The sequence below is a fragment of the Stenotrophomonas sp. STEN013 genome (genome assembly GCF_056760355.1).
Genome location: NZ_JBRREO010000002.1, coordinates 22,186 through 47,275, shown reverse-complemented (window position 1 = coordinate 47,275; position 25,090 = coordinate 22,186). Strand labels below are relative to the sequence as shown.

The 25,090-nt window shown below is 65.7% G+C and carries 23 protein-coding genes and 4 tRNA genes; 9 read left to right on the top strand and 18 right to left on the bottom strand.

All coding sequences use genetic code 11. From position 1 onward, the window contains the following. Positions 1–80 precede the first annotated feature (80 nt). From tuf to ACVOMH_RS04275, 6 genes are all read right to left on the bottom strand, one after another. On the bottom strand, positions 81–1,271 hold the full coding sequence (gene tuf, locus ACVOMH_RS04300; protein WP_481522827.1) for an elongation factor Tu: 1,191 nt from the start codon (positions 1,269–1,271) through the stop codon (positions 81–83). A gap of 46 nt (positions 1,272–1,317) precedes the next feature. Continuing rightward, a tRNA-Thr gene (locus tag ACVOMH_RS04295) sits at positions 1,318–1,393 on the bottom strand. Positions 1,394–1,430: 37 nt separating this feature from the next. Further along, positions 1,431–1,504, bottom strand: a tRNA-Gly gene (locus tag ACVOMH_RS04290). Positions 1,505–1,531: 27 nt separating this feature from the next. After that, positions 1,532–1,617: transfer RNA gene (locus tag ACVOMH_RS04285), tRNA-Tyr, on the bottom strand. Between the two features lie 137 nt (positions 1,618–1,754). Next, complete coding sequence (locus ACVOMH_RS04280; protein WP_481551181.1) at positions 1,755–2,774, bottom strand: isoaspartyl peptidase/L-asparaginase family protein; 1,020 nt, start codon at positions 2,772–2,774, stop codon at positions 1,755–1,757. 214 nt (positions 2,775–2,988) lie between these two features. Beyond that, complete coding sequence (locus tag ACVOMH_RS04275; protein WP_481522826.1) at positions 2,989–4,011, bottom strand: cyanophycinase; 1,023 nt, start codon at positions 4,009–4,011, stop codon at positions 2,989–2,991. Positions 4,012–4,195: 184 nt separating this feature from the next. Here ACVOMH_RS04275 and ACVOMH_RS04270 point away from each other — a divergent pair, with 184 nt between their 5' ends. Next, positions 4,196–6,985 (top strand): TonB-dependent receptor plug domain-containing protein, encoded by a 2,790-nt coding sequence (locus tag ACVOMH_RS04270; RefSeq protein WP_481551180.1) that lies wholly within the window; start codon positions 4,196–4,198, stop codon positions 6,983–6,985. A gap of 329 nt (positions 6,986–7,314) precedes the next feature. Here the strand turns inward: ACVOMH_RS04270 and ychF are convergent, their stop codons facing one another. From ychF to ACVOMH_RS04230, 8 genes are all read right to left on the bottom strand, one after another. After that, positions 7,315–8,406 (bottom strand): redox-regulated ATPase YchF, encoded by a 1,092-nt coding sequence (gene ychF, locus ACVOMH_RS04265; RefSeq protein ID WP_481551179.1) that lies wholly within the window; start codon positions 8,404–8,406, stop codon positions 7,315–7,317. Between the two features lie 70 nt (positions 8,407–8,476). Continuing rightward, positions 8,477–9,058 carry an aminoacyl-tRNA hydrolase gene (gene pth / locus ACVOMH_RS04260; RefSeq protein WP_057506574.1) on the bottom strand — a complete coding sequence of 194 codons (582 nt, stop codon included), beginning with the start codon at positions 9,056–9,058 and terminating at the stop codon, positions 8,477–8,479. Between the two features lie 50 nt (positions 9,059–9,108). Then, a complete protein-coding gene (locus tag ACVOMH_RS04255) occupies positions 9,109–9,714 on the bottom strand; it encodes a 50S ribosomal protein L25/general stress protein Ctc (protein ID WP_054658192.1) in 606 nt (201 codons plus the stop codon). Between the two features lie 105 nt (positions 9,715–9,819). Beyond that, on the bottom strand, positions 9,820–10,779 hold the full coding sequence (locus ACVOMH_RS04250) for a ribose-phosphate diphosphokinase (protein WP_054658190.1): 960 nt from the start codon (positions 10,777–10,779) through the stop codon (positions 9,820–9,822). A gap of 106 nt (positions 10,780–10,885) precedes the next feature. After that, a tRNA-Gln gene (locus tag ACVOMH_RS04245) sits at positions 10,886–10,962 on the bottom strand. 3 nt (positions 10,963–10,965) lie between these two features. Further along, a complete protein-coding gene (gene ispE, locus ACVOMH_RS04240; protein ID WP_481551178.1) occupies positions 10,966–11,844 on the bottom strand; it encodes a 4-(cytidine 5'-diphospho)-2-C-methyl-D-erythritol kinase in 879 nt (292 codons plus the stop codon). Further along, positions 11,841–12,500, bottom strand: a complete 660-nt coding sequence (gene lolB / locus ACVOMH_RS04235; protein ID WP_481551177.1) for a lipoprotein insertase outer membrane protein LolB — start codon at positions 12,498–12,500, stop codon at positions 11,841–11,843. The genes ispE and lolB overlap by 4 nt, the downstream gene beginning before the upstream one ends. Then, positions 12,497–14,182, bottom strand: a complete 1,686-nt coding sequence (locus tag ACVOMH_RS04230) for a tetratricopeptide repeat protein (protein WP_481551176.1) — start codon at positions 14,180–14,182, stop codon at positions 12,497–12,499. The genes lolB and ACVOMH_RS04230 overlap by 4 nt, the downstream gene beginning before the upstream one ends. A 67-nt stretch (positions 14,183–14,249) precedes the next feature. Here ACVOMH_RS04230 and hemA point away from each other — a divergent pair, with 67 nt between their 5' ends. Genes hemA through ppk2 form a run of 4 tightly spaced genes read left to right on the top strand, consistent with a single transcriptional unit; the run spans position 14,250 to position 19,135 of the window. Beyond that, positions 14,250–15,533 carry a glutamyl-tRNA reductase gene (gene hemA, locus ACVOMH_RS04225; RefSeq protein WP_481551175.1) on the top strand — a complete coding sequence of 428 codons (1,284 nt, stop codon included), beginning with the start codon at positions 14,250–14,252 and terminating at the stop codon, positions 15,531–15,533. After that, the gene (gene prfA, locus ACVOMH_RS04220) at positions 15,511–16,596 is read left to right on the top strand and encodes a peptide chain release factor 1 (protein ID WP_481551174.1); all 1,086 of its coding nucleotides are present in this window, start codon (positions 15,511–15,513) and stop codon (positions 16,594–16,596) included. Before hemA ends, prfA begins: the two co-directional genes overlap by 23 nt. A gap of 2 nt (positions 16,597–16,598) precedes the next feature. Continuing rightward, positions 16,599–18,308: an O-linked N-acetylglucosamine transferase, SPINDLY family protein gene (locus tag ACVOMH_RS04215; RefSeq protein WP_481551173.1), complete on the top strand. Its 1,710-nt coding sequence runs from the start codon at positions 16,599–16,601 to the stop codon at positions 18,306–18,308. A 44-nt stretch (positions 18,309–18,352) separates the two neighbouring features. Beyond that, positions 18,353–19,135, top strand: coding sequence for a polyphosphate kinase 2 (ppk2, locus tag ACVOMH_RS04210; protein WP_054660962.1), 783 nt, complete (start codon positions 18,353–18,355; stop codon positions 19,133–19,135). A gap of 190 nt (positions 19,136–19,325) precedes the next feature. On the opposite strand, the gene ACVOMH_RS04205 is transcribed toward ppk2, so the two are convergent. Together ACVOMH_RS04205 and ACVOMH_RS04200 are read right to left on the bottom strand one after the other, a co-directional pair. Next, a complete protein-coding gene (locus ACVOMH_RS04205) occupies positions 19,326–19,895 on the bottom strand; it encodes a TlpA family protein disulfide reductase (protein WP_481551172.1) in 570 nt (189 codons plus the stop codon). Then, on the bottom strand, positions 19,892–21,166 hold the full coding sequence (locus ACVOMH_RS04200; protein WP_057506569.1) for a YihY family inner membrane protein: 1,275 nt from the start codon (positions 21,164–21,166) through the stop codon (positions 19,892–19,894). Before ACVOMH_RS04200 ends, ACVOMH_RS04205 begins: the two co-directional genes overlap by 4 nt. Positions 21,167–21,243: 77 nt before the next feature. Between ACVOMH_RS04200 and wrbA the strand changes: the two genes are divergently transcribed. From wrbA to ybaK, 4 genes are all read left to right on the top strand, one after another. Continuing rightward, positions 21,244–21,837 carry an NAD(P)H:quinone oxidoreductase gene (gene wrbA, locus ACVOMH_RS04195; protein WP_481551171.1) on the top strand — a complete coding sequence of 198 codons (594 nt, stop codon included), beginning with the start codon at positions 21,244–21,246 and terminating at the stop codon, positions 21,835–21,837. Continuing rightward, positions 21,834–22,199 (top strand): DUF2069 domain-containing protein, encoded by a 366-nt coding sequence (locus ACVOMH_RS04190; protein WP_481522813.1) that lies wholly within the window; start codon positions 21,834–21,836, stop codon positions 22,197–22,199. The genes wrbA and ACVOMH_RS04190 overlap by 4 nt, the downstream gene beginning before the upstream one ends. Before the next feature lie 112 nt (positions 22,200–22,311). Further along, positions 22,312–22,797, top strand: coding sequence for an asparaginase domain-containing protein (locus ACVOMH_RS04185; RefSeq protein WP_054657976.1), 486 nt, complete (start codon positions 22,312–22,314; stop codon positions 22,795–22,797). Further along, positions 22,798–23,274 carry a Cys-tRNA(Pro) deacylase gene (gene ybaK, locus ACVOMH_RS04180; RefSeq protein ID WP_481551170.1) on the top strand — a complete coding sequence of 159 codons (477 nt, stop codon included), beginning with the start codon at positions 22,798–22,800 and terminating at the stop codon, positions 23,272–23,274. It begins immediately after the preceding gene. Positions 23,275–23,345: 71 nt separating this feature from the next. Here the strand turns inward: ybaK and ACVOMH_RS04175 are convergent, their stop codons facing one another. Then, entirely contained in the window at positions 23,346–24,446 is a 1,101-nt protein-coding gene (locus tag ACVOMH_RS04175; RefSeq protein WP_481551169.1) for a branched-chain amino acid aminotransferase, read from the bottom strand. 66 nt (positions 24,447–24,512) lie between these two features. Further along, positions 24,513–25,064 carry a putative Fe-S cluster assembly protein SufT gene (gene sufT / locus ACVOMH_RS04170; protein ID WP_054657968.1) on the bottom strand — a complete coding sequence of 184 codons (552 nt, stop codon included), beginning with the start codon at positions 25,062–25,064 and terminating at the stop codon, positions 24,513–24,515. Between the last annotated feature and the right edge of the window lie 26 nt (positions 25,065–25,090).

Sequence of the window (25,090 nt, the reverse complement as noted above, 5' to 3'; positions counted from 1 at the left end):
TTAGACGGCGAAGGCGGACCGGGGTTCCCGGCCCGCCATTCGCGTAACCAGCAGTTGTGCCGCTGGATACTGCAGAGGTATTACTTGGTGATCTTGGAGACCACGCCGGCGCCGACGGTACGGCCGCCTTCGCGAATCGCGAAGCGCAGACCTTCGTCCATGGCCACCGGGTTGATCAGGGTGACGGACATCTTCACGTTGTCACCCGGCATCACCATCTCGACGCCTTCCGGCAGCTCGCAAGCGCCGGTGATGTCGGTGGTACGGAAGTAAAACTGCGGACGGTAGCCCTTGAAGAACGGGGTATGACGGCCACCCTCGTCCTTCGACAGCACGTACACTTCGGCTTCGAACTGGGTGTGCGGGGTGATCGAGCCCGGCTTGGCCAGCACCTGGCCACGCTCGACGTCATCACGCTTGGTGCCACGCAGCAGCAGACCGGCGTTGTCACCTGCCTGACCCTGGTCCAGCAGCTTGCGGAACATTTCCACGCCGGTGACGGTGGTCTTGACGGTCGGACGGATACCGACGATCTCGATTTCCTCACCGACCTTGATCACGCCACGCTCGATACGACCGGTCACCACGGTGCCGCGGCCCGAGATCGAGAACACGTCTTCCACCGGCATCAGGAACGGCTTGTCGACGTCACGCTCCGGGGTCGGGATCCAGCTGTCCAGTGCATCGACCAGCTTCAGGATGGCCGGCACGCCGATCTCGGACTGGTCGCCTTCCAGCGCCAGACGAGCCGAACCGGACACGATCGGGGTGTCATCGCCCGGGAAGTCGTACTTGGACAGCAGCTCGCGCACTTCCATTTCGACCAGTTCCAGCAGCTCGGCGTCGTCCACCATGTCGGCCTTGTTCAGGAACACGACGATGTACGGCACGCCGACCTGACGCGACAGCAGGATGTGCTCGCGGGTCTGCGGCATCGGGCCGTCAGCGGCCGAGCACACCAGGATCGCGCCGTCCATCTGGGCGGCACCGGTGATCATGTTCTTGACGTAGTCGGCGTGACCCGGGCAATCCACGTGGGCGTAGTGACGGGTGGCGGATTCGTATTCGACGTGCGAGGTCGAAATCGTGATACCGCGGGCCTTCTCTTCCGGCGCCTTGTCGATCGCGTCGTACGCGTGGAATTCGCCACCGAAGCGCTCAGCGCCAATCTTGGTCAGCGCAGCGGTCAGCGTGGTCTTACCATGGTCGACGTGGCCGATGGTGCCGACGTTGACGTGCGGTTTGGTGCGCTCAAACTTACCCTTGGCCATGGCTGCTTCTTCTCGGTAATCAGATGAAAGTGTTACGTCAGTAAGATGGTGCTCACGAAAGGAATCGAACCTTCGACCTCCTCCTTACCAAGGAGGTGCTCTACCGACTGAGCTACGTGAGCGAGTTGTCTATTATGACATGTTTTCAATTTCGTTCAATGGAGCGGGAGACGGGAATCGAACCCGCACCATCAGCTTGGAAGGCTGAGGTTCTACCGTTGAACTACTCCCGCACCGGGAACACATGCATAACGTAAAACTGGTGGAGGGAGGTGGATTCGAACCACCGAAGGCGTAAGCCAGCAGATTTACAGTCTGCCCCCGTTGGCCGCTTGGGTATCCCTCCGCACCACTCCCTTGTCTAGGACCTTGGCCTTACCGGTCAGGGGTGGGTGAGCCCGCTATTCTGGTGATGGGCGCAGATCCTGTCAACAGAAATCTTCACATTTGATGAAAATATTTCTGACTGCAGCGGCGTACCGATCATTCGCCGGGCATCTTAAGCTTTTCGTCCGCAAAGATGGCGACATGCGGCACGCCATCCATTCCGATCCAGCCGCGATACATGCCTTCGGTATTGAACGGAGTCGACGCCTTCCCATCTGCGGACAACACGATGGCGCCACCATCTCCACCGAGCTCCGGCACGCGCTTGACGATGACTTCCTGCCCGGCCTGCGCCGGGGTCTCCTGCAAGTACTGCAGGCGCGCGCAGATCTCATGCGCTACCGCCAGGCGGATGTAGTACTCGCCCCAGCCGGTGCCGGACACGGCACACTGCGCATTGGCGTAGGTGCCTGCACCGATGATTGGCGAATCCCCTACCCGGCCGTAGCGCTTGTTGGTCATGCCTCCGGTCGAGGTCCCGGCTGCCAGTCGGCCCTCGCGATCCAGCGCCACCGCGCCCACGGTGCCGAAATGTTTGGCGGTTTCCAGATCCGCGTGCGGCTGCCCGGCAACCTCTTCCTTCAGTGCCCGCTGTAGCTGCTGCCAGCGCTTCTCGGTGCGGAAGTAGGACGGATCGACCTGTTCGATCTTTTGCTCGGCGGCAAACATCTCCGCACCCTCGCCCACCATCATCACGTGTGGGGAATGCTCCATCACCGCACGCGCCAACAGGATCGGGTTCTTGACCGTGTGCACCCCGGCCACCGCACCGGCGCGCAGCGTGGCGCCATCCATCAGCGAGCTGTCCAGCTCGTTCTTGCCATCGTGAGTGAATACCGCGCCGCGGCCCGCGTTGAAGGTCGGATCGTCCTCCAGCACGGTGATGGCGGCCGTCACCGCATCCAGTGCCGGCTTGCCCGCCATCAACGCCTCATGCCCCTTGCGCAACGCTTCGGTGAGCGCTGCGCGCGCCGCGCGCTCTTCTTCGGCACTGAAGTCCTTGCGTTCGACACCCGCGCCACCATGGATCACCAGCAACGGTGATGGCGCAGCGGCCACGGCCGCCCCACAGGACAGCGTTGCCAGGCCCAGCAGTACTGCAGAAGTCAGCTTCATGTGTGATCACTCCGAGGTAGAGCCCGATTCTAGGCACGCCGCGCCGGGTCTGAACAGACACCGCCAGGATGCCGCGCCCCCTTGGCATTCGAATGGAGCCGGATCCAGACAGGCGGTACCGGCATGGCACCGCCCACGAAACGCAGCAACCCCGGCCGGGCCCGGAAAGGAAAAAGGGGCCGAAGCCCCTTTTTTGACGCAGACACCCCGAAGCTCAGTCGGGCTGCAATTCAAGCTCACCATCCACAACACTGGCCATCGCGGTGAATGCGGCATCGTCAACGGTGAATCCATCCAGATACAGGCGACTACCGGTACCCACACCGGTCACCGGAATCGAACTGAACTCAAGCGGTTCGCCATCGCTGAGGCGATCTGCGGTGTGGCGCGGCATGACCAGCCACGCATAGCCGTCATCCAGCGAATAGACGCGCCCACGCCCATCCGCCTCGACACACAGCGCCGTGTCCTCATCCACCCCGATACCGACGATGTCGCCCTGACCCCGATCCTGGGCGGCGCGTGCGACAAATGCGATCAAGCGGCCCAGACGATCACGTTTGGCAAAATGCGTGTCGGTCACCACGTTGGACAGATACGGCATGGCTAGGAAGTCTTTGTCCATGGTGACTTCGCTCCCCATCGGATCGCTCAGCGCGGCCGGTGAATTGACGCTCCCCCCATCCAGGGCGCCATAGGCATACCCGCCCAGGATTGCCAGCCCGGCACTGGTTCCGCCAATCGGCTTGCCGGCGCGCACATGGGCATTTAGCACCTCATTGAGCCCGGTACCCTTCCAGAAACGGATGTAGCGCGACTGGTCTCCGCCGGCGATGAAAATCGCATCGGCGCCACGGACCACCCGCAGTACCGCCGGATCATCCGCGGCCTTGCGGCTGTCGAAAACCAGCGTCTGTACTGCGGTGACACCACCGATGTCGTAATAGAGCTCCTTCTGCAGCTCATCGCCACCGGATGCGCGCAGGATCACCACGCGCCCATTGCCGGCGCGCTCAACCCACCACTGGAACGCCTCCGGCACCCAATCGCCGCCCCCCATCAGCATCATCGCCGCCTGCGTTTCACCCGGGCGCGGTGTATCCAGATCACCGACTTCGTAGTACCGGTATCCGGGCTGCGAGAGACCTCGGTTTTCCTCGGCGGCAGCCATCCCCGCCCCTACGAATGCCAGGGCCATCAGCGCCAACCTTCCCAGCCACAAAACCTTGCGCCCCATACCGCCCTCCGCGCCGCACATGTAATCGCTTACACCCCTAATGCCAGACTTTCAGGCAGTGGTCAACAATGTAAAAAAGGTGTTAGATGGGTCACCCCATTCACATTTTCCTGACCGGGGCGCCCGGCATTACCGAGCGTGGCAAGGACATTTTCCAGAACACTTTTCATCAGAGAGCTGAGTCATGCGTAAGCACGCAATGGTGTGTTCAATCCAACTGGCCTTGCTGTCCATGGCCGCCCCCGCTCTGGCGCAATCCACCTCGCAAGGCCAGCCCCAGCAACTGGATACCATCCAGGTCACCGGCTCACGCATTCCCCGCGCCCAGGTGGAGGGGCCGGCCCCGGTAACCGTGGTGACCGCCGAACAGATCAAATCGGCCGGCTTCACTTCCGTCCCGGATGTACTGCGCTCACTCAGCCAGAACAGCGGCAGTGTCCAGGGCCAGCAGAACACCACCGGCGCGCAGTCCACGCCCGGCGCCCAGGCGGTGGACCTGCGTGGGCTCGGACCCAACCACACCCTGGTATTGGTCAACGGCCGACGCATCGCTGATTTCCCGCTGCCACTGAATGGCCGCAGCAACTTCACTGATGTCGGCAACATCCCGCTGGGCATGATTGACCGGATTGAAGTGCTTACCGGCAGTGCCTCGGCCGTCTATGGCTCCGATGCCATGGCCGGCGTCATCAACTTCATCCTGAAGAAGTCCACGGATGGAACCACCTTCGACTACCGCTTCGGCGATACCAGCCGCGGCGGTGGCTCTTCGCGTAATTTGACGATCACCACCGGCTTTGAGCAGGACAAGTTCAGCGGCATCGTCGGCGTTGAACTGATCAACAAGCACCCACTGTGGGGCACCGACCGCAACGTGCAGGACTCAACGCTGGATTCGCCGGCTGAAGAGCGTCGTCTCCCACGCCTGATCGCCCAGCTGCAGAACTGGGACGACGATGAAAACATCGCGCCGGATGACGGCTGCGCCGCGATGGCCGGCCTCAATGGCGGCACCACCGTGCTCGCCGAGAACGACTACGGCCCGTATTGCGGCAGCGAACGCGCCATTGCCTATCGCACCATCCAGAACGAGCGCAAAGGTTTCAACGCCTACGGCTCGTTCGAGTACCGCTTCAATGACGCCCTGTCATGGTTTGCCGATGTCCAGCTGGGCCGGCAGAAGGTCAAGCTGCTGACCGGCACCAACGGCAACGATGTCGCCAGCGACCATATGGGCTGGGAGTTCCACGACCCGAACTCGACCAACAACTACCGCAACAAGATCTTCTACAACGCCACCACCGAGCGGTACGAAAACTGGGCGCGCCAGTTCACCCCGGAGGAGGTTGGCGGCCTGCGAAACCGCATGAATACCACCACCCAGAAGACGTTCGCGGTGACTACCGGCCTCAAGGGCGTGTTCGCCGAGGAATGGAACTGGGAGGCCGCCTACAACCACTCCCAGTACAAGGCTGACGTCAAGATGCCGCGCATCAAGGCGGCGGCAGCCAACCGACTGTTCCTGGGCGAGCTGCAGGGCTATGACGATGACGGCATCGCGATCTACACCCCGGACCCGGCACGGCTGTTCACGCCGTTGACCCAGGCCGAGTTCGCCTCGATCGCGGCGATGTCCACGTTCCGTCCTGAAGCCAAGAACGACAACCTCAGCTTCACCGTCGACACCGCATCGCTGTTCTCGTTGCCCGCGGGTGACGTCGGTTTCGCTGGCGCAGTGGAGTACGGCGAGCAGTCCTACAAGATCAACCCCGATCCGCTGGCGCTCACCGAAGACGCGTACTACGGCCCACGCTACGGCGATGGCAGCGGCGACCGTGATCATTGGAGTGCCGCCGGCGAATTGCGCCTGCCACTGGCCTCTTCCCTGCAGGCCAGCGCTGCCGGCCGCTATGACCGCTACAGCTACGGCAACAAGAACCCGGGCAAGTTCACCTACAGCGCCGGCCTGGAATGGCGCCCGCTGGATACACTGCTGTTGCGCAGCTCCTATGGCACCGGCTTCCGCGCGCCGGACATGCACTACCTGTTTGCCGGAAACGACTATTACCGCACCCGCTTCGCCACCGACTACTTCCAGTGCCGCACCGCCGAGCCGGGGGTCACCGATGGCTACTGTTATGACGACGGCAGCTATGACGGCAGCACGTTCGATGTCTACAGCGGCAACATGAACCTGGACGAGGAGACCAGCAAGTCGTTCTCGGCCGGTTTTGTCTGGTCGCCGGTGGCCAATTTCGATCTGGCGGTGGATTACTACAAGATCCGGATCGAGAACCAGGTGCAGACGCAGGACCGCGAGCTGCTGCGCATCACCGAAGCCAACTGCCGCCTGGGCAGCACCGACAGCGGCGCCGCCGTGGACATCAACTCGCCGACCTGCGTGGACGCGTTGGCACGGGTGATCCGCGACGGTGATGGCAACATCACCAGCGTGCGCTTCGGCCCGATCAACATCGCCAACGAGGAAACCTCGGGCATCGACGTGGCTGCCAATTACCGTCTGCAGACCGCGAATGCAGGTGATTTCAGCATCACCGGCCAATACAACTGGACCCATCGCCACACCCGCCAGCAGTTCCCGGGCGATCCGAAGGAAGACATGCTCGATGTGAGCTTCAGCGCCACCACGTTGCCGCGGGTGAAGTCGAATGTCGGCGTCAGCTGGGACAAGGGCGCCTGGGGTGCCAGCCTGTTCGGCAACTACCTGGGCAAGGTCGCCAACTACGACAACGATGCCTGGACCGAAGCCACCTGGCGCTTCAATGCCGGTGCACGCTACGACGTCACCGACCACCTGCGTGTCTCGGTGTCGGTCAACAACCTGTTTGACAAGATGCCGCCGAAGGATCCGACCTGGTCGAACTATCCCTACTACGACACCTCATGGTTCGACAGCATGGGCCGCAGCTACTACCTGCAGCTCACCTGGAAGCTGGGCGGCAAGGCGCTGTAGGGCCTGTCTGCATGTAGTACCAACAAGGCCCGTCAATAGCGGGCCTTGTTGTTTTACGCACGCTGCAACGTGCCTGCACTCCACCAGCAGCATGGGTAGCCCGGGTAAACGCAGCGCACACGGGCCACGGGATGATCTGGACCTGACGGCGCCGGCATTTCTCCACAGCCGCTGTGTGCAATGGATGGAGAAGGCTGTGGACAACCGTGCGCAGGCCTTGCACCGCAAGGGTTTCAAAAACGTGGCGAAATATTGACCATGCAACAAACCACAGATACAACAAGGCCCCGCAGTGCGGGGCCTTGTTGGTGCGGCAACGCCGGACAGGATCAGACGTTGAAGCGGAAGTGCAGCACGTCGCCTTCCTTGACGATGTAGTCCTTGCCTTCCAGCCGCAGGCGGCCGGCTTCCTTGGCGCCCTGCTCACCCTTGAGGTTGATGAAGTCGTCGTAGGCGATGGTTTCGGCGCGGATGAAGCCACGCTCGAAGTCGGTATGGATCACGCCGGCGGCCTGCGGCGCGGTGGAACCGGCACGCAGCTGCCACGCCCGCACTTCCTTCACACCCGCGGTGAAATAGGTCTGCAGACCCAGCAGCTTGTAGCCGGCGCGGATCACCCGGTTCAGGCCTGGCTCGTCCAGGCCGAGATCCTTGAGGAACTCGTCGCGATCGGCATCGTCCAGCTGCGCCATTTCCTCTTCGATGGCCGCGCACACCGGTACCACTTCGGCACCTTCGGCTGCGGCACGCGCACGCACCGCATCCAGGTGCGGATTGTTCTCGAAGCCATCCTCGGCGACGTTGGCGATGTACATCAGCGGCTTGAGGGTGATCAGGAACATGTCACGGATCAGCGCCTTCTCCTCGGCATCCAGACCGGCCGAACGCGCCGAACGGCCCTGGTCGAGCACGGCGGACAGCTTTTCCAGCACCGGCTTGCGTGCCAGCGCCTCCTTGTCATTGGCCTTGGCCGCACGGGTGGCACGGTCCAGCGCCTTCAGCACCGATTCCAGGTCAGCCAGCGCCAGCTCGGTATCGATGGTTTCGATATCGGCGATCGGGTCGACCTTGTTGGCGACGTGGATGACATTGCCATCCTCGAAGCAGCGAACCACATGGGCGATCGCATCGGTCTCGCGGATGTGCGCCAGGAACTTGTTGCCCAGGCCCTCACCCTTGGAGGCGCCGGCGACCAGGCCGGCGATATCGACGAACTCCATGGTCGTCGGAATCACCCGCTCTGGCTTGACGATCGCCGCCAGCGCTTCCAGACGCGGATCGGGCACCGGAACGATGCCGGTGTTCGGCTCGATCGTGCAGAACGGGAAGTTGGCCGCGGCGATGCCCGCCTTGGTCAACGCATTGAACAGGGTCGACTTGCCGACGTTGGGCAGACCGACGATGCCACATTTGATACCCATGCTTACTCCACGATTCGAGATTCCGGTTTGCACTCTCGCCAGCATCAAGCCGCGAAAGCACAAGCCGCAATCATGGCCGCGCGGTGTGCAACCGCTTCATGGCCTCATTGAAATCACCTGCCACCGCCAGCGGCAGCACGTCGATGGCCGCATCGATGGCCTGTTCCATCAGCACCGCATCCTGCGGCGACGGACGGTTCAGCACCCAGCCCACCACGCGGTCCTTGTGACCGGGATGGCCGATACCCAGACGCAAGCGATGGAACTTGCCATGCCCGAGCAAGCGGATGGTGTCACGCAGGCCGTTCTGGCCGCCGTGGCCACCGTCGAACTTGAGCCGCGCCACGCCGGGCGGCATGTCCAGTTCGTCGTGTGCGACCAGGGTCTGTTCCGGCTCGATCTTCCAGAACCGCTGCGCGGCGGTGATCGACTTGCCGGAGAGATTCATGAAGGTCGCCGGCTTGAGCAGCCACACAGGCTGACCGCCAATATCGACCTTGGCCACTTCGCCGAACAGCTTGCTCTCCAGCGTCCAGCGCACACCCTGCCGCTCCGCCAGGGCCTCAACGAAATGAAACCCGGCATTGTGCCGGGTCCGGGCGTGTTCGGGTCCGGGGTTTCCCAGACCGACGATCAGTCGCAATCCTGTCATGTCAGACGCACCGCAGTGCCCGCCCCGGAAGGCGGGCACTGTCTGGCCGATTACTCGGCGGCCGGAGCCTCTTCGGCACCCGCGGTCTTGGCGATGACAACCGCATCGTCGTGACCCTTGCCCAGCTTCAGGGCCGGAATTTCCACACCGGCCGGCAGCTTCAGGTTCGACAGGTAGATCACGTCGCCGGCCTTCAGCTCGCCCAGGTCGACCACGATCGACTGCGGCAGATCCTTCGGCAGGCAGGCCACGCTCACTTCCTTCAGCTCGTGGGTCACCAGCACGTCGGAGGACTTGCCAGCCGGCGAGGTGTCTTCGTTGATGAAGGTCAGCGGCACCGAGGCGTGCAGCACTTCGTTGTCGCTCACGCGCTGGAAATCCAGGTGCATGATCAGCTGCTTGTACGGGTGACGCTGCATGTCACGCAGCAGCACCTTGTGGATGGTGCCGTCCAGGTTCAGGTCGATGATCGACGAGTAGAACCAGTCGTTGAACTGGGCCAGCCAGATTTCGTTGTGGTTGAACTGAACCATTGCCGGTTCGCGATCACCACCGTAGATGATGCCCGGCACCACGCCGGCATGACGCAGGCGGCGGCTCGCACCCTGACCTTGCACGTCACGACGGACGACTTTGATTTCGTGAGACTTTGCCATTGTTGACTACTCTTGGTTGATGCACCGCCTCGCGGCGCTGCGTAAAGACTCTTCCGCGACCAGAAGAGTCTGTTGTGGTCCCCGGCAGGCCGGGAACCGGATTCATCAATCCACGTACATCGAGCTGACCGACTCACCGAAGGCGATGCGGCGCATCGTCTCGGCCAGCATTTCAGCCACGCTGATCTGGCGGATCTTGGGACAGACGCGCGCCGCTTCGGAAAGCGGAATCGTATCGGTCACCACCAGCTCGTCGAGCTGCGAGTTGTTCAGGTTGTCCACGGCCGGGCCCGAGAGCACGGCGTGGGTGCAGTACGCGGCCACCTTCAGCGCGCCACGCGCCTTGAGGGCAGCAGCGGCGGCACAGAGGGTGCCCGCAGTGTCGACGATATCGTCGACCATCACGCAGGTCTTGCCCTCGACGTCACCGATGATATTCATCACCGTGGCGACGTTGGCACGCGGACGACGCTTGTCGATGATGGCCAGGTCGGCATCATCCAGGCGCTTGGCCACGGCACGGGCGCGCACCACGCCGCCCACGTCCGGACTGACCACGATCAGGTTGTCGGTGCCGTAGGCGCGCCAGATGTCGGCCAGCAGCAGCGGCGAGGCGTAGACATTGTCCACCGGCATGTCGAAAAAACCCTGGATCTGGTCGGCATGCAGGTCGACGGTGAGGATCTGGTCGGTATTGACCGCCGAGAACATCTTGGCCGCGACCTTGGCGGTGATCGGCACGCGCGAGGAACGCATGCGGCGATCCTGGCGTGCGTAGCCGAAGTACGGCACCACCGCGGTGACGGACGAGGCGCTCGCGCGCTTGAGCGCGTCGATGATCACCAGCAGTTCCATCAGGTTTTCCGCGCTGGGCGCACCCGTGGACTGCACCACGAACACGTCCTGCTTGCGCACGTTTTCCTGGATCTCGACCTGCACTTCGCCGTCGGAGAACTTGGACACGAGCGCCTTGCCGGGCCTCACCCCCAGTTCCTTGCAGATGCTCTGCGCAAGATGGCGGTTGGCATTGCCGGAAAAGACCAGCAGGTTCGGGGACTCTTGCATGACAGCTCTCTCGGGCGGGGGCGAGTAGCGAAAAGACATCAGGGGTGCAGAAGTGGCGCGTGTTGCGTGTCGCGCACTCCATTGCGCTTACAGCCGTAGGAAAGAGTGGCAGGGGCGGTAGGATTCGAACCTACGAATGCCAGGATCAAAACCTGGTGCCTTGGGCCTCTTGGCGACGCCCCTGCATCAAACAATTCCTGTCGTCTCCAGCGCATCGAGCAGTGGCGAGTGATCAACACCCGCAGCCACCCATGCCCGCAGTTCCTTCGGCAATTCCGCCAGGGCCTGCTCTGCGGCAGCGCATGTGGCGAATTCGACGAAACAACCGCTTCCCGACCCCGTGAGCCGTGCCCGACCCATGCCTGCCAATGCCTGGAATACCGCCTCGATGGCAGGTTCCCGACGCCGCAGCACCGGCTCGAACGCATTTCCGAGGACGGTCCCGGAAGCGAAGTCGGCTATTTTCACGGGTGTGGCATCCCGCGTCAAATCCGGTGAACGGAAAAGTTCAGCCGTGGGCACATGGACACCCGGATCCACCAGCACATACCACGCCTGCGGCAGGGTCAGCGGCGTGAGCTTTTCGCCCACCCCTTCGGCCCAGGCGTTGCGCCCGCGCACGAACACCGGCACATCCGCGCCCAGTCCCAGCGCCAGCGCGGCCAGCGCGTCTTCATCCAAGCCGGTATCCCAGAGCAGGTTCAACGCCACCAGGACGGTGGCCGCATCGGAGGAACCGCCACCGAACCCGCCGCCGGCCGGAATGTGCTTTTCGACCCGGATATCGGCCCCCAGCGTGCTGGCGGACGCCTTCTGCAACGCCAGCGCCGCGCGCACCACCAGGTCGTCGGCCTCGGCCACGCCGGGAACAGACGGTCCCTCGCGATGGATCTGACCGTCTTCACGCACACGCAGGCCGATCCGGTCACCCCAGTCCAGCAGACGGAACACGCTCTGCAGTTCGTGGTAGCCATCGGCCCGGCGGCCGGTGATATGCAGAAACAGATTCAGCTTGGCCGGCGCCGGCCAGTACGACCAGCCCGGGCCATCGACAACCGTGTTCATGGAGTGCCCATTCCCCATTCATCGATGATCAGCCGCACCTTGGCATCGCCATTGACCGCCTCGATCCGCCGCGGCAGCGACGGGCGCCCGGCTTCGGCCGGGTACCAGTCCAGATAGTCGACCTGCCAGCCCTGCTGGCGCAGCACCCGCGGCCGGCCTTCGGCATCGAACCCCAGGTGATCGGGGGCCACCGCATCCTGCGCCGACAGACCCCGCACCCAGTCGGGCAGCTGGGCGACCGGGATTTCCCAGCCGGTGGCCTGCAGCAGCACCAGACCGGCATCGTCACCGGCGCGCGGGCCACCCTCCAGGCCATCCAGCCGCGCCGGCTGACCGGGACCGCCGCTGAGCTGCCAGCTCTGGCGGGTGACCGGCGCCGCCAGGCTGATGCAGTAGTCCTGTGCCTGCTGCTGCCAGTCGATGCGGCCGTTGCCGCCATTCTTGCCTTTGCTGATCGCCACGCGTCCCTGGAAGGACCATTGCGACTGCGCGCGCACGGCGGCCTGCCGCGCCTGCTCGGCGGCCTGTGCCGCGGCCGATACCTGCGCCACCTCGGCGGCCACCGGCGCTTTCTGTTTCGTTCCGACCGAACCACAGGCGCCCAGCGCCGCAGCCGTCACCAAAACCAGCGGTTTCCGCCACATCAACGTATTCATGCACCCAACTTCTCAGTCGCACGCTGCAGCGCGCGGTTGTCCGGATCCAGCTTGCGGGCCTCCTCGAAGAAGCGCCGGGCTTCCTCCTTCTGGCCCAGCACCCACAGTACTTCGCCCACGTGGGCGGCAATTTCCGGGTCCTTGTTCAAGGTCCAGGCGCGGCGCAGCTGCACCAGCGCCTCCTCGTTGCGCCCGAGCCGGTAGAGCACCCAGCCGTAGCTGTCGACGATGGCGGCATTGTCCGGCTCGGCGACGCGGGCGCGGTCGATCAGCTCCAGCGCTTCCTGGTAACGGCTGGTGCGATCGGCCAGGGTGTAGCCCAGCGCATTGAGCGCGGCCACGTTTTCCGGCTCGGTGACCAGGATCTTGCGCAGATCGGCCTCGGCACGCGGCACGTCGTCATTGCGTTCCCATGCCAGCGCCCGGGCATACAGCAGGGCGTTGTCATCCGGGTAGGCCGCCAGCCCGCGCGCCAGCACATCCAGCTCGCCACGCGCATCGTCATCGCGCAGCCGCAGCTCGGCCTCCAACAGGTAGGCGTCGCGGCGCACCTCGTCATCGACCGCGGCATCGCCCTGGATTGCACGCACCTCCTGGGTGGCCTGTTTCTTTTCGCCCAGCTCGTGCAGCGCATTCACCGCCCGCAGGCGGGCCTCGCCCCGCTGCGGCCCGCCGGGAACACCGTGATACCAGTCCACGGCTTCCGGGTAGCGCTTGAGGTACTCGGCGATCTTGCCCAGCAGCAGGCGCTGCTCGGGATCGGGCTTGCTGGCCTTGGCCGAGATGTCCCGATACAGCGCCAGCAGCGCCGCATCGTCCTTCTGCTTGGCCAGCAGCGAGGCGCGCATGCCCCAGGTCTGCAGGTTCTGTTCACCGATGGACAGCACACGCTCTGCCGCCGCCGGCGCGCCGAACGCGTCGTAGGCGAAGGCCAGCGCGTTGCGCAGCTCCTCGTCTCCCACGGCCTTGGGCTCGACGCCTTTGAGCAGCGCCAGCGCCTCATCCTTCTTGCCGGCCTGGTTGAGCTGGGAGGCATGCAGCAAGGTCACCCGCGGCTCGTCCGGGAAACGTCTGACCACTTCCCCGACCATGCGCCGGGCCAGCTCGGGCCGTTCCATCCGCAGCGCCAGACGGCCGAATTCCTGCCAGGCCTCCAGGTCATCGGGAATCGCGCCGGCATCGACCAGCGCTCCCAGCACCTGCGCCGGCACCGCCGGATCACGTCCGCCAGTGGCCAGCGCCAGCAGCGCATAGCGCCAGCTCCGTGGCTCTGGCGCGCGCAGGACTGTCAGCAGCTCTTTGCGCGCCAGTCGTGTATCGCCCTTGCGCATGGCCAGCGAGGCACGGGTGCCATGCACCGCCAGCGAACCCGGATCCCGCCGCGCCCACAGCGCCAGCGCTTCGGCGGCGCGGGTGTCATCGTCGGCCAGCATCGCGATGCGCGTGGCCCGTTCGGCCAGCCCCGCATCATCCTTGCCTTCTTGCGCGGCCTGCAGGTACCAGCGCGCGGCATCGGCCAGTTTGCCGGCCTGGAGCGAAAACTCGCCGGCCAATACCGGCGTCAGCGAGGCGCTGTGATCGGCTGATTCCTTGACCCAGACGGCCTGCGGCGGGGCCGCCGACAGCGGAAATACCGGCAAACAGAGCAACAGAACGGTGCATATGCGATTGAGTACGGGCATCTGGCGCGACCGGGCCGTAAAATGGCGGCCTTGAATGGCCAGCAGCTTATCGCAAGCAACTGAACGAATGACCCTGTGGGTGCTCGGACTGAATCACCAGACCGCGCCGGTGGAGCTGCGCGAACGCGCGGCCTTCGGCGGCGACGCCCTGCCCCGTGCGCTGGAATCGCTGCGGCAATCGGCGGAGCTGTCCGAGGCCGTGCTGCTGTCCACCTGCAACCGCACCGAGCTGTACGCGGTGGCCGAGGACAGCCAGGCGCTGGCCCACTGGCTGCAATCCCACGCCGGTGATCTGCAGGGCTACCTGTACCAGCACTGCGACGGCGAGGCGGTGCGTCACCTGTTCCGCGTGGCCACCGGACTGGATTCGATGGTGCTGGGCGAGCCGCAGATCCTGGGACAGGTGAAAGATGCCTGGGCACTGGCCCGCGACAGCGGTGCGATCGGCCAGCAGCTCGATCGCCTGTTCCAGCAGACGTTCTCGGTCGCCAAGCGTGCCCGCACCGACACCCGGATCGGCGCCAACCCGGTCTCGGTGGCATCCACCGCGGTACGGCTGGCGCAGGACTCTTTCGCGCGGATGGACGAATCCAGCGTGCTGCTGGTGGGTGCCGGCGAAACCATCGAGCTGGCGGCCAAGCACCTGAGCGAGGCCAAGGTGAAGCGGCTGCTGATCGCCAACCGGACGCTGGCCCACGCCCAGGATCTGGCTACCCGTCACGGTGGCGTGGCCTTGCCGCTGGGCGAACTGGAGCGGCATCTGGGCGAGGCCGACGTGGTGTTCTCCGCCACTGCCGCGCGCGAACCGGTGATCCTGCACCGCCATGTCGCCACCGCGCTGCGCTCACGCCGGCACAAGCCGATGCTGCTGTTCGATCTGGCGGTGCCGCGCGATATCGAAGCCGAAGTAGGCAGCCTGTCCGATGCCTACCTGTACACGGTGGACGACATGGAGCGTGCGGTGGAGGAAAACCGCCGCGGACGCCGTGAAGCCGCGGCCGAAGCCGAAGCCATCATCGACCTGCAGGTCAGCCGCTACCAGGAAAGCCTGCGCGCGGCACACCTGCAGGCGCCGATCCGGCAGTTGCGCGCGTTCGGCGAGGCCACCCGCGCCGAACTGCTGGCCAAGGCCCGGCAGCAGCTGGCCCATGGCAAGCCGGCCGAGGACGTGCTCGACCAGCTCGCCCACAGCCTGACCAACCGCCTGCTGCATCCGCCCACCGCCGCGCTGCGCCATGCCGCGCTGGAAGGCGACACCGAACTCACCCGCGCCGCCGAGCGCCTGTTCCCGGCCACCCCCGGGTATCAACACCCTGTTGCGAGGACCGATGACGCCGACCCTGCGCCGTAAGCTGCTGGCACTGGCCGAGCGCCGTGAAGAACTCGAACGCCTGCTGTCCGAACCGGACGTGGTCGCCGACAACGAGCGCTTCCGCAACTTCTCCCGCGAATTCTCCCAGCTCGAACCGGTCGCCACCGCGCTGGCCGAGGAAGCGCGGGCCAAGGCCGACCTGGCCGCGGCCGAAGCGATGCGCGCCGACCCGGAACTGCGCGAGCTGGCCGAGGAGGAGATCGCCGGCGCGCAGGCGCGCCTGCAGCGGCTGGACGAGGAACTGGCGCTGTTGCTGGTGCCACGCGATCCGCGCGACGACGGCAACCTGTTCCTGGAAGTGCGCGCCGGCACCGGCGGCGACGAGGCGGCGATCTTCGCCGGCGACCTGTTCCGCATGTACGCCCGCTACGCCGAGCGCCAGGGCTGGAAGGTGGAGATCGAGTCGGACAATCCCGGCGAGCATGGCGGCTACAAGGAAGTGGTGGCGCGCGTGGTCGGCCGTGGCGCGTACTCGCGCCTGAAATTCGAATCCGGCACCCATCGCGTGCAGCGGGTGCCGGCCACCGAATCGCAGGGCCGCATCCACACCTCGGCTGCCACCGTGGCGATCATTCCCGAGACCGATGACGTCGAAGACGTCGTCATCAACCCGGCCGATCTGCGGGTGGACACGTTCCGCTCTTCCGGTGCCGGTGGCCAGCACGTCAACAAGACCGAATCGGCGATCCGCATCACCCACGTGCCCAGCGGCGTGGTGGTCGAATGCCAGACCGAGCGCAGCCAGCACGCCAACCGCGACAAGGCGATGAAGCGGCTCAAGGCGCAGCTGCTCGATGCCGAGCGCACCAAGCAGGCCGCGGCGCAGGCCGAATCCCGGCGCCTGCAGGTCGGCAGCGGCGACCGCAGCCAGCGCATCCGCACCTACAACTTCCCGCAGGGCCGCATCACCGACCACCGCGTCGAGGGCCTGACCCTGTACGACCTGCCCAACATCATCGAAGGCGACCTGGACGCGCTGGTCGGCCGCCTGCAGCACGAGCACCAGGTCGACGAACTGGCGCGACTGGCCGAGGGCAGCTGACGATGGACGCGCTGGGCGAACGCGACCAGTTGCGCGCGGCGGTCGCCCGCCAGCCGGCCGATTTCATCGCCTGGGTGATGCTGGCCGACGCCGAGCTGTCGCTGGGCGAGCTGGCGGCTGGCGAGAACGCGGCATTGCGTGCCCTGCAGCTGCGGGCCGCACATCCCGAGGCGCTGGCCCGTCTGGGCCGCGTCCGCTGGATGCAGGGACGCCATGACGAGGCGGCAACGGCGCTGCAACAGGCTGCCGCCGCTGCTCCGCAGCACCCGGGTATCGCGCTGTGGCTGGGGCATGTTCTGGAAGATGCCGGCCAGCCCGAAGCCGCCGCCGACGCCTACCGCCGTGCCCACATGCTGGTGCCCGACGAGGCCTATATAGCCGCACAACGGCTGAACTGGCAGCGCCGCCTGTGCGACTGGCGCGATCTGGAAGCGCTGTCCCAGCAGGTGCGCGCGGCCGTCGCCGTGGGCAATCCGGCGGTGGAACCGTTCGCCTTCCTCAGCGAGGACGCCAGTGCCGCCGAACAACTGGCCTGCGCCCGCCAGCGCGCGCAGGTGATCGCCCAATCCGCCCCGCGCCTGCCTGCCACCTCGCTGCGCACGCACGGGCCGCTGCGCATCGGCTTTCTGTCCAACGGCTTCGGCGCCCATCCCACCGGCCTGCTGACCGTGGCGCTGTTCGAGCAGCTGCGCGCGCACCCGTCGCTGCAGATCCACCTGTTCGCGATCAACCGCGACGATGGCAGCACGATCCGCCAGCGCCTGCGTACGGCCAGTCACACCCTGCACGACGTGGAGGGACAACCGCACACCGGCATCGCCCGGCGCATCCGCGAAGCCGGTATCGACATCCTGTTCGACCTGCGCGGGTGGGGCGGCGGCGGCACGCCGGAGGTGCTGGCAATGCGCCCGGCGCCGCTGCAGATCAACTGGTTGGCCTACCCCGGCACCTCGGGTGCGCCGTGGATCGATTACGTGCTGGCCGACAGTTTCGTGCTGCCATCCGCGCTTGAACACGGTTTCAGCGAGAAGGTGCTGCGCCTGCCGCGGGCGTTCCAGCCCTCGGACAACACCCGTGTGCCCGAACCGCCGCCGGCGCGGGAGGACTGCGGCCTGCCCGCAGACGCGGTGGTGCTGTGCTGCTTCAACAACAGCTACAAGCTCAACCCGCGCAGCGTCGGGCGATTGCTGGAGATCCTGCGGCAGGTGCCCGACAGCGTGCTGTGGCTGCTGTCCGGACCGGGTCAGGCCGATGCGCGGTTGCGCGCGATCGCCCGCCAGCAGGGTCTGGATCCGGCGCGTCTGGTGTTCATGGCCAAGCTGCCGCACCCGCAGTATCTGGCGCGCTACCGGCATGCCGACCTGTTCTTGGACACGCATCCGTACAACGCCCACACCACTGCCTCGGACGCGCTGTGGGCCGGTTGCCCGGTGCTCACCGCGCCCGGCCATACCTTTGCCGCACGCGTGGCCGGCAGCCTCAACCATCACCTGGGCCTGGACGACATGAACGTGGCCGACGACGCTCGCTTCGTCCAGACAGCCGTGGCGCTGGGCAACGACCGCAGCGCGCTGCAGGCGCTACGCGAGCGGCTGCGCGCCGCCCGCGCACACTCGGGCCTGTTCGACATGCACGGTTTTGCCAGCGACTTTGCGGCCCTGCTGCAGCAGCTTGCCCTTCACCACGGCTGGCACGGCACTGACGCCGGCTGACCGCGGCCTGCGCTAGGCTCGGCGCTTCCCGACCTGGAGGGCCTATGGGTAAGCTCAAGCGCAAGCAGTACGAACAGCTGCTCGAACCGATGCAGCTGGAACTGGCCAATATGGCGCGCTGGGCCGCGCACCGCGGACAACGCATCCTGGCGCTGTTTGAAGGCCGCGACACCGCCGGCAAGGGCGGCGCGATCCAGGACATCGCCAAACACCTGAATCCGCGTCAGTGCCGCGTCGTCGCCCTGCCCCGGCCGACCGAGCGCGAAAGCACCCAGTGGTATTTCCAGCGCCACATCGCCCACCTGCCCGCCGCCGGCGAGATCGTGCTGATGGACCGCAGCTGGTACAACCGCGCCGGCGTGGAAAAGGTGATGGGTTATTGCACCGATGCGCAGTACCAGGCATTCCTCGCGCAGGCTCCTGCCTTCGAGAAACTGCTGGTGGACGATGGCATCCTGCTGTTCAAGTACTGGCTGGGGGTGGACCAGCAACAGCAGGAAGAGCGTTTCGCGCAGCGTCGCGACGATCCGCTCAAAGGCTGGAAGCTGTCACCGGTGGATCTGAAGGCACGCCCTGCCTACGCCGAGTACGGCAAAGCCCGCGACGCCATGCTCGCCGCCACCCACACCGCACACGCACCGTGGACGCTGGTGGATTTCAATGACCAGAAGCGCGGGCGCCTCACCCTGATCCGCAATCTGCTCGACCGGCTGCCGGACACCCGTGTCGACGAGCCGCCGATCGAACTGCCTCCACTCGCCGGCACCCCCCAAAAAGAGAAATACAGCGTGCTGCAACCCGTGCCGGATTTCCCCGTCGGCGATTGAACACCCCGGCGGCTGCGACGGACGACATACCCAAGAGAGGCGGCGTCCACGCCGCGCCCAGGCAGGCCCGGCCACCGCCGCTCCGGGGCTGGACCCGTACAGATCGAACAGGCGGACACCGCGCGCCCGCCAATGTCCGCTGCCGGAACGATCGGATCCTGGCCTGACCTGTCCCGGCCCGCGTGCAGGATTACAGCACCTTGCCACCCGCGGCGGTGATGGCCTGCTCGATCTCCTGCGCGTTCACCGGTCCCAGGAACTGCTTGGCCACCTTGCCGTCCGGGCCGATCAGATAGGTCATCGGCAGACCGCGCGGGGTGGCAAAGTCGCTGGGCGGGTTGTAGGTGTCGATGATGGCGATCGGATAGGCCACCGGATGTGCCTGGAGGAAGGCCTGCATCTCCTCCAGCTCGATGTCCTCGTAGGCCAGCCCGATCACTTCGACATTGCTGCGCATGGCGTGCAGCGCCGACAGCTCGGGCATTTCCTGCAGGCACGGCCCGCACCAGGTCGCCCAGAAATTGATCACCACCCACTGCCCGCGCTGGCCAGCCAGATCGTAGGCCTTGCCATCGACGGTCTGCACCTGCAGCTGCGGCATCTCCGCGGTCTGCTGCACCACCTCCGCCTGCGCGGCCGCAGCACTGTCCGATTCGATCGCGGGCGGCGCCGGGGGCGGTGGCGCGGCGGGCTCCTGCGGCGGCTTGCAACCGCTCAATATCAACACCAGCAGCGCGAATGGAAGGAGCTTGGCGGTCATCGGTGGTCTCCGGTAATAACGTAGATATCGTCCACGCGACGTTTGAGCAGCTCGCGCAGCGGCACGCGCAGTTCATCCAGCGCGCGGCAGGCGGCCTGGCCCAGGCTGTCGTCGCGGAACGGCAGGTATTCCTCGGCAGCGGGAATGCGCAGCTGCAGGCTCTCGTACAGGTCTTGCAGGCTGATGCTGTCCAGATCGCGCGACAGCAGCCATTCGCCGCGTTCGTCGCAACGCAGCAGGTTGATCTGCTCCAGCTGCTCCAGCAACTGTTGCAGCAGCGAATCGGTGAGCATCGGCTCCAGACTCAGGATCTGCCCCTCGTCCAGACCCTGCCCGTTCTGGCGGGCTTCACGGAAACGCCCCAGCAGGCGCAGCAGCGCATACAGCTCGCAGCCCTGCGGCAGGCGCAAGGCCGCCGGCTGGTAGCGGAACGCGGCGATGGAAGAAGCCAGCGACGCTCCCAGCAATACCGATACCCAGCCCAGGTAGATCCACAGCAGCAGGATCGGCACGAACGCCACCGTGCCGTACAGCTTCTGGTAGGACTGGAAGCTGCCCAGATACAGGCCCATCCCCCACTTCACCAGCTCCAGCATCAGCACCGCCAGCAAGGCGCCGGGGATGGCGTGCCGCCACTTCACCGTGTGATGCGGTACCACCCGGTAGATCAGCACCACACTGACGAATTCGATCAGCACCGGCGCCAGCCGCAGGCCCAGATCGGCCAGCCAGCGGCCTTCGGTGGTGCCAAACAGCGGCAGCGACAGCACCTTGGCCGACACCGCCAGTGAGGCGGCGGCCAGCAGCGCACCCAGCGTAAGCACCGTCCAGTAGACGAGGAAGCGGGTGAGTTTGGGCCGCGCCGACGCCACCCGCCAGATCCGGTTGAAGGTCTGCTCCACGCTGTTGAGGGTGATCAGCAGCGATACCACCAGCGCGATGAAACCGGCCGCGGTCAGCTGCCCGGCGCTGGCCGAGAACTGGCGCAGATAGCCCTCGGCCGCGCGCGCCGCCGAAGGCACGAAGTTGGAGAACACATAGTCGCTGAGCGCCTCGCTCCAGCGGTCGAACATCGGAAACGCCGACAGCACCCCGAACACCACGATCGCCAGCGGCACCAGCGCGAACACGGTGGTGTAGGCCAGCGAGCCGGCCGCCTGGAACAGGCGGTCATCCAGGAAGCGGCACCACAGGAACCGCGCGAAACTGGTGGTCCGCGCCCGGTCGCGCAGCCGCTCCATCCATAGATTGAGTGAATCCAGAGGTTCCATCGGGCAAGGGTACCCGATGCAAAGCGCGGCCCGCATCGCCGATACTGCCGGCTCCTGCGTGATGAGTGGATGGTGTGATGGCGGAAATTCTGGTGCTCTACTACAGCCGTGGGGGTTCGGTGGCACGGCTGGCGCGGCAGATCGCCCGCGGTATCGGCGAAGTCCCCGGCATGAGCGCCCGCCTGCGCACGGTGCCGCCGGTGGCGGCCGTCACCCAGACCAGTGCGCCGCCGGTACCCGAGGACGGCGCGCCGTATGTGGAGATCGCCGATCTGGCCGAATGCGCCGGCCTCGTGCTCGGCAGCCCGACCCGCTTCGGCAACATGGCCGCACCGGTCAAGCACTTCCTTGATGGCCTCGGCGCCGAATGGGTCAACGGCACCCTGGCCGGCAAACCGGCGGCGGTGTTCACCTCCACCGCCTCGATGCATGGCGGGCAGGAATCCACGCTGCTGTCGATGCACCTGCCGCTGCTGCACCACGGCTGCCTGATCGTCGGCATTCCCTTCACCGAGCCGGCGCTGAGCCACACCAGCAGCGGCGGCACGCCCTATGGCGCCAGCCATGTGGCCGGTGCGCAGGATGATCCGCAGCCGACCGACGACGAGGCCCAGCTGGCCCGTGCCCTGGGCCAGCGCGTGGCCGATATCGCGCGGCGACTGGCGCCATGACCGCGCGCGCGCGCGACGGTGCACTGGCAGCCGCCTTGCTGCTGCTGGCCGCCCTGTACGCGGGCTGGTTCCGTGCCGACCGCCATCTGGTCGCGGTCCTGCTGGTGTTCGTGGCGCCGCCACTGCTGTTGCTGGTCGGGGTGCTCGCGCAGCGCGGCTACGCGCGCTTCTGGGCCGGCGTGCTGGCCCTGTTCTGGTTCAGCCACGGCGTGATGCATGCCTGGGCGCATCGCGATATGGCGCTGTATGCGTGGGCCGGGATCGTGCTGTCGCTGCTGATCGTGGCGCTGGTCAGCGTGCCGGGCATGCGCGCGCGTTTTGCCGCCAAGCGTGGCGCGGGCGGCGCTGGGTCAGGCCACTGAGCAGGCGCGGTGACGCCAACGCACCCCTGCCGCGGGCGGCGGACGCGCCTTATCATGCCCGCCATCGCGGCGCGTTCGCCGCAGGCAGTCACCGCAAGGATTTACCGCAATGATGGAAGAACTCCTGATCGTCACCACCGGCGGCACGATCGACAAGATCTACTTCGACGACAAATCCGACTACCAGATCGGTGATCCGCAGATCGGCATGATCCTGCGCGAGCTGGGCGTCACCTTCCGTTTCAACGTGATCCCGATCCTGCGCAAGGATTCGCTGCACATCACCGACGCCGACCGCGAACTGATCCGCGCCACCATCGCCGCGCAGCCGACCCGCCATGTGCTGGTCACCCACGGCACCGACTCGATGGTCGCCACCGGCAAGGTGCTCAGCACCCTCCCGGGCAAAACCATCGTGATGACCGGCGCGCTGAGCCCGGCCCGGTTCCGCGGTTCGGACGCCGAGTTCAACATCGGCTGCGCGATCGGCGCGGTGCAATCCTTGCCGGAAGGTGTCTACATCGCCATGAACGGCCGCATCTGGAACCCGGAAAAGGTCCGCAAGAACGTCGACGCCAACCGTTTCGAAGCGCTGTAAGTGGCCAAGGGCACCCGCGCCACCGCCGCGTTGGCCAAGGCCGGCGTCGCCTATGACGTGCATACCTACGACTATTCGGCCGAGGTCGACAGCAAGGGGCTGGCCGCCGCGCAGGCGCTGGGCATCGTGCCGGCACGGATGTTCAAGACGCTGATGGCCTGGGTGGACAAGCAGCCGGTGGTGGCGGTGATTCCCTCCGACCAGCGGCTGTCGCTGAAGAAGCTTGCCGCCCACTGCGGTGGCAAGCAGGCGCAGATGATGGAAGTCCCCGAGGCCGAGAAGCGCAGCGGCTACAAGGTCGGCGGTATCAGCCCGTTCGCCCAGCAGCGGCCGGCCGCAATCGTGTTCGCCAGCTGTGCGCGGCAACACGCCACGCTGTACATCAACGCCGGCCAGCGCGGCCTGCTGCTGGAGATCGCCCCCGCCGATGCCGCGTGCTTCCTGCAGGCGACGCTGGCCGATATCTGCGAGGACTGACAGCCCACCGTCCCGCGCAATAAAAAGCCCCGCAACAGGCGGGGCTTTTTGTTGGATCAGCCGGGGCGGACTCAGGCGTCCAGACGCACCAGCCAGCCGTGGCGATCGGCCTGACGACCGTACTGGATATCGGTCAGCTCCTTGCGCAGCGACATGGTCACTTCGCCGGCCGGCGCATCCAGGTTGCCCACCGAGAAGCCCTCGCCCTTGAGCTGGCCGATCGGGGTGATGACCGCGGCGGTACCACAGGCGAACACCTCGGTGATCTGGCCCGATGCCACCCCGTCCTTCCACTCATCGATGGAGACCTGGCGCTCTTCCACGTGCATGCCGCGGTCGCGCGCCAGCTGCAGGATCGATTCACGGGTGATGCCTTCCAGAATCGAGCCCGACAGCGCCGGGGTGACCAGGGTATTGGTCTTGCCGTAGACCAGAAACACGTTCATGCCCCCCAGCTCTTCCAGGTACTTGCCCTCGACCGGATCCAGGAACAGCACCTGTGAGCAACCCTGCGCCTGCGCCTGCTGCTGCGGCAGCAACGAGGCGGCGTAGTTGCCGCCGCACTTGGCCGCACCGGTACCGCCCTTGGCCGCACGCGCGTAGTCGGTGGACAGCCAGATCGCCACCGGGGCCACGCCCTTGGCGAAGTACGGGCCCGCCGGGCTGGCGATCACGTAATAGCTGGCCTTGTGCGCGCCACGCACGCCGAGGAAGGCCTCATCGCCGATCATGAACGGGCGGAAGTACAGACTGGCCTCGTCGGCATCGGACACCCAGTCCTTGTCCACGGCGACCATCTGCTTGAGCGACTCGACGAAGATCTCCACCGGCAGCTCCGGCAGGGCCAGGCGCGCGGCCGAACGCTGCAGGCGGCGGCCATTGGCCTCCGGGCGGAACGTCCAGATCGAGCCGTCGGCATGACGGTAGGCCTTGATGCCCTCGAAGATCTCCTGCCCGTAATGCAGCACGGCCGCGGCCGGATCCAGCGCGATCGGCCCGTACGGCATCACCGCCGCGTCATGCCAGCCGGTGTCCTTGTCCCAGCGTACGGCCACCATGTGGTCGGTGAAGTGCAGGCCGAAGCCCGGCTTCTCCAGGATCTTGGCGCGCTCGGCGGCGCTGCGGGGATGGTCCGAACGGGTGACGGCAAAACTCAGCGAAGACTGGGACACCGGATAATTCCTTCCAGATTGCGGGTTGGGACGCCGCCCGATGCCAGGCCGGCACCGGGTCGGGAACTACAGCATGCCGGTTTCGAGCCGGGCGGCCTCGGACATCATGTGCCGGCCCCACGGTGGATCGAACACCAGATCGACGTCAGCTTGGGCCACCGTCGGAATCATTTCCAGCTTGCTGCGCACGTCGTCGACCAGGATCTCGCCCATGCCGCAGCCAGGCGCGGTCAGCGTCATCTTCACATCGACTTCGCGCTTGCCATCGTCCAGATGCTTGATGTCAACCTCATAGATGAGGCCAAGATCAACGATGTTGAATGGAATTTCCGGGTCGAAGCAGGTACGAAGCTGCTCCCACACCAGTTTTTCCACATCTTCGTCACCGGCGTTCTCAGGCAGCTCTAGCCCCGGTGGCGGCTCCTTGCCGATGGCATCGCCGTCCTTGCCGGCAATGCGGAATAGATTGCCCTCGACAAACACGGTGTAGCTGCCACCCAGTGCCTGGGTGATGTAGCCGTAACTGCCGGCGGGTAGGGTCACGCTGTCGCCCTGCGGCACCATCACGGCCGGGCAATCGCGTTCGAAATGGACGGGTTCGCTGCTGCGGGAATACATGTAGAGGGATACGGGGACGCGGAAAC

Bases quoted from the DNA above. Each gene is read 5' to 3' on its own strand.
- ACVOMH_RS04215 (WP_481551173.1), top strand. From the start codon at position 16,599: ATGGACGCGCTGGGCGAACGCGACCAGTTGCGCGCGGCGGTCGCCCGC.
- sufT (WP_054657968.1), bottom strand. From the start codon at position 25,064: ATGTATTCCCGCAGCAGCGAACCCGTCCATTTCGAACGCGATTGCCCG.
- pth (WP_057506574.1), bottom strand. From the start codon at position 9,058: ATGACAGGATTGCGACTGATCGTCGGTCTGGGAAACCCCGGACCCGAA.
- ACVOMH_RS04190 (WP_481522813.1), top strand. From the start codon at position 21,834: ATGACCGCGCGCGCGCGCGACGGTGCACTGGCAGCCGCCTTGCTGCTG.
- ychF (WP_481551179.1), bottom strand. From the start codon at position 8,406: ATGGGTATCAAATGTGGCATCGTCGGTCTGCCCAACGTCGGCAAGTCG.
- tuf (WP_481522827.1), bottom strand. From the start codon at position 1,271: ATGGCCAAGGGTAAGTTTGAGCGCACCAAACCGCACGTCAACGTCGGC.
- ACVOMH_RS04205 (WP_481551172.1), bottom strand. From the start codon at position 19,895: ATGACCGCCAAGCTCCTTCCATTCGCGCTGCTGGTGTTGATATTGAGC.
- wrbA (WP_481551171.1), top strand. From the start codon at position 21,244: ATGGCGGAAATTCTGGTGCTCTACTACAGCCGTGGGGGTTCGGTGGCA.
- ACVOMH_RS04200 (WP_057506569.1), bottom strand. From the start codon at position 21,166: ATGGAACCTCTGGATTCACTCAATCTATGGATGGAGCGGCTGCGCGAC.
- ppk2 (WP_054660962.1), top strand. From the start codon at position 18,353: ATGGGTAAGCTCAAGCGCAAGCAGTACGAACAGCTGCTCGAACCGATG.
- lolB (WP_481551177.1), bottom strand. From the start codon at position 12,500: ATGAATACGTTGATGTGGCGGAAACCGCTGGTTTTGGTGACGGCTGCG.
- prfA (WP_481551174.1), top strand. From the start codon at position 15,511: ATGACGCCGACCCTGCGCCGTAAGCTGCTGGCACTGGCCGAGCGCCGT.
- hemA (WP_481551175.1), top strand. From the start codon at position 14,250: ATGACCCTGTGGGTGCTCGGACTGAATCACCAGACCGCGCCGGTGGAG.
- ACVOMH_RS04255 (WP_054658192.1), bottom strand. From the start codon at position 9,714: ATGGCAAAGTCTCACGAAATCAAAGTCGTCCGTCGTGACGTGCAAGGT.
- ACVOMH_RS04185 (WP_054657976.1), top strand. From the start codon at position 22,312: ATGGAAGAACTCCTGATCGTCACCACCGGCGGCACGATCGACAAGATC.
- ACVOMH_RS04275 (WP_481522826.1), bottom strand. From the start codon at position 4,011: ATGGGGCGCAAGGTTTTGTGGCTGGGAAGGTTGGCGCTGATGGCCCTG.
- ACVOMH_RS04250 (WP_054658190.1), bottom strand. From the start codon at position 10,779: ATGCAAGAGTCCCCGAACCTGCTGGTCTTTTCCGGCAATGCCAACCGC.
- ispE (WP_481551178.1), bottom strand. From the start codon at position 11,844: ATGAACACGGTTGTCGATGGCCCGGGCTGGTCGTACTGGCCGGCGCCG.
- ACVOMH_RS04280 (WP_481551181.1), bottom strand. From the start codon at position 2,774: ATGAAGCTGACTTCTGCAGTACTGCTGGGCCTGGCAACGCTGTCCTGT.
- ACVOMH_RS04270 (WP_481551180.1), top strand. From the start codon at position 4,196: ATGCGTAAGCACGCAATGGTGTGTTCAATCCAACTGGCCTTGCTGTCC.
- ACVOMH_RS04230 (WP_481551176.1), bottom strand. From the start codon at position 14,182: ATGCCCGTACTCAATCGCATATGCACCGTTCTGTTGCTCTGTTTGCCG.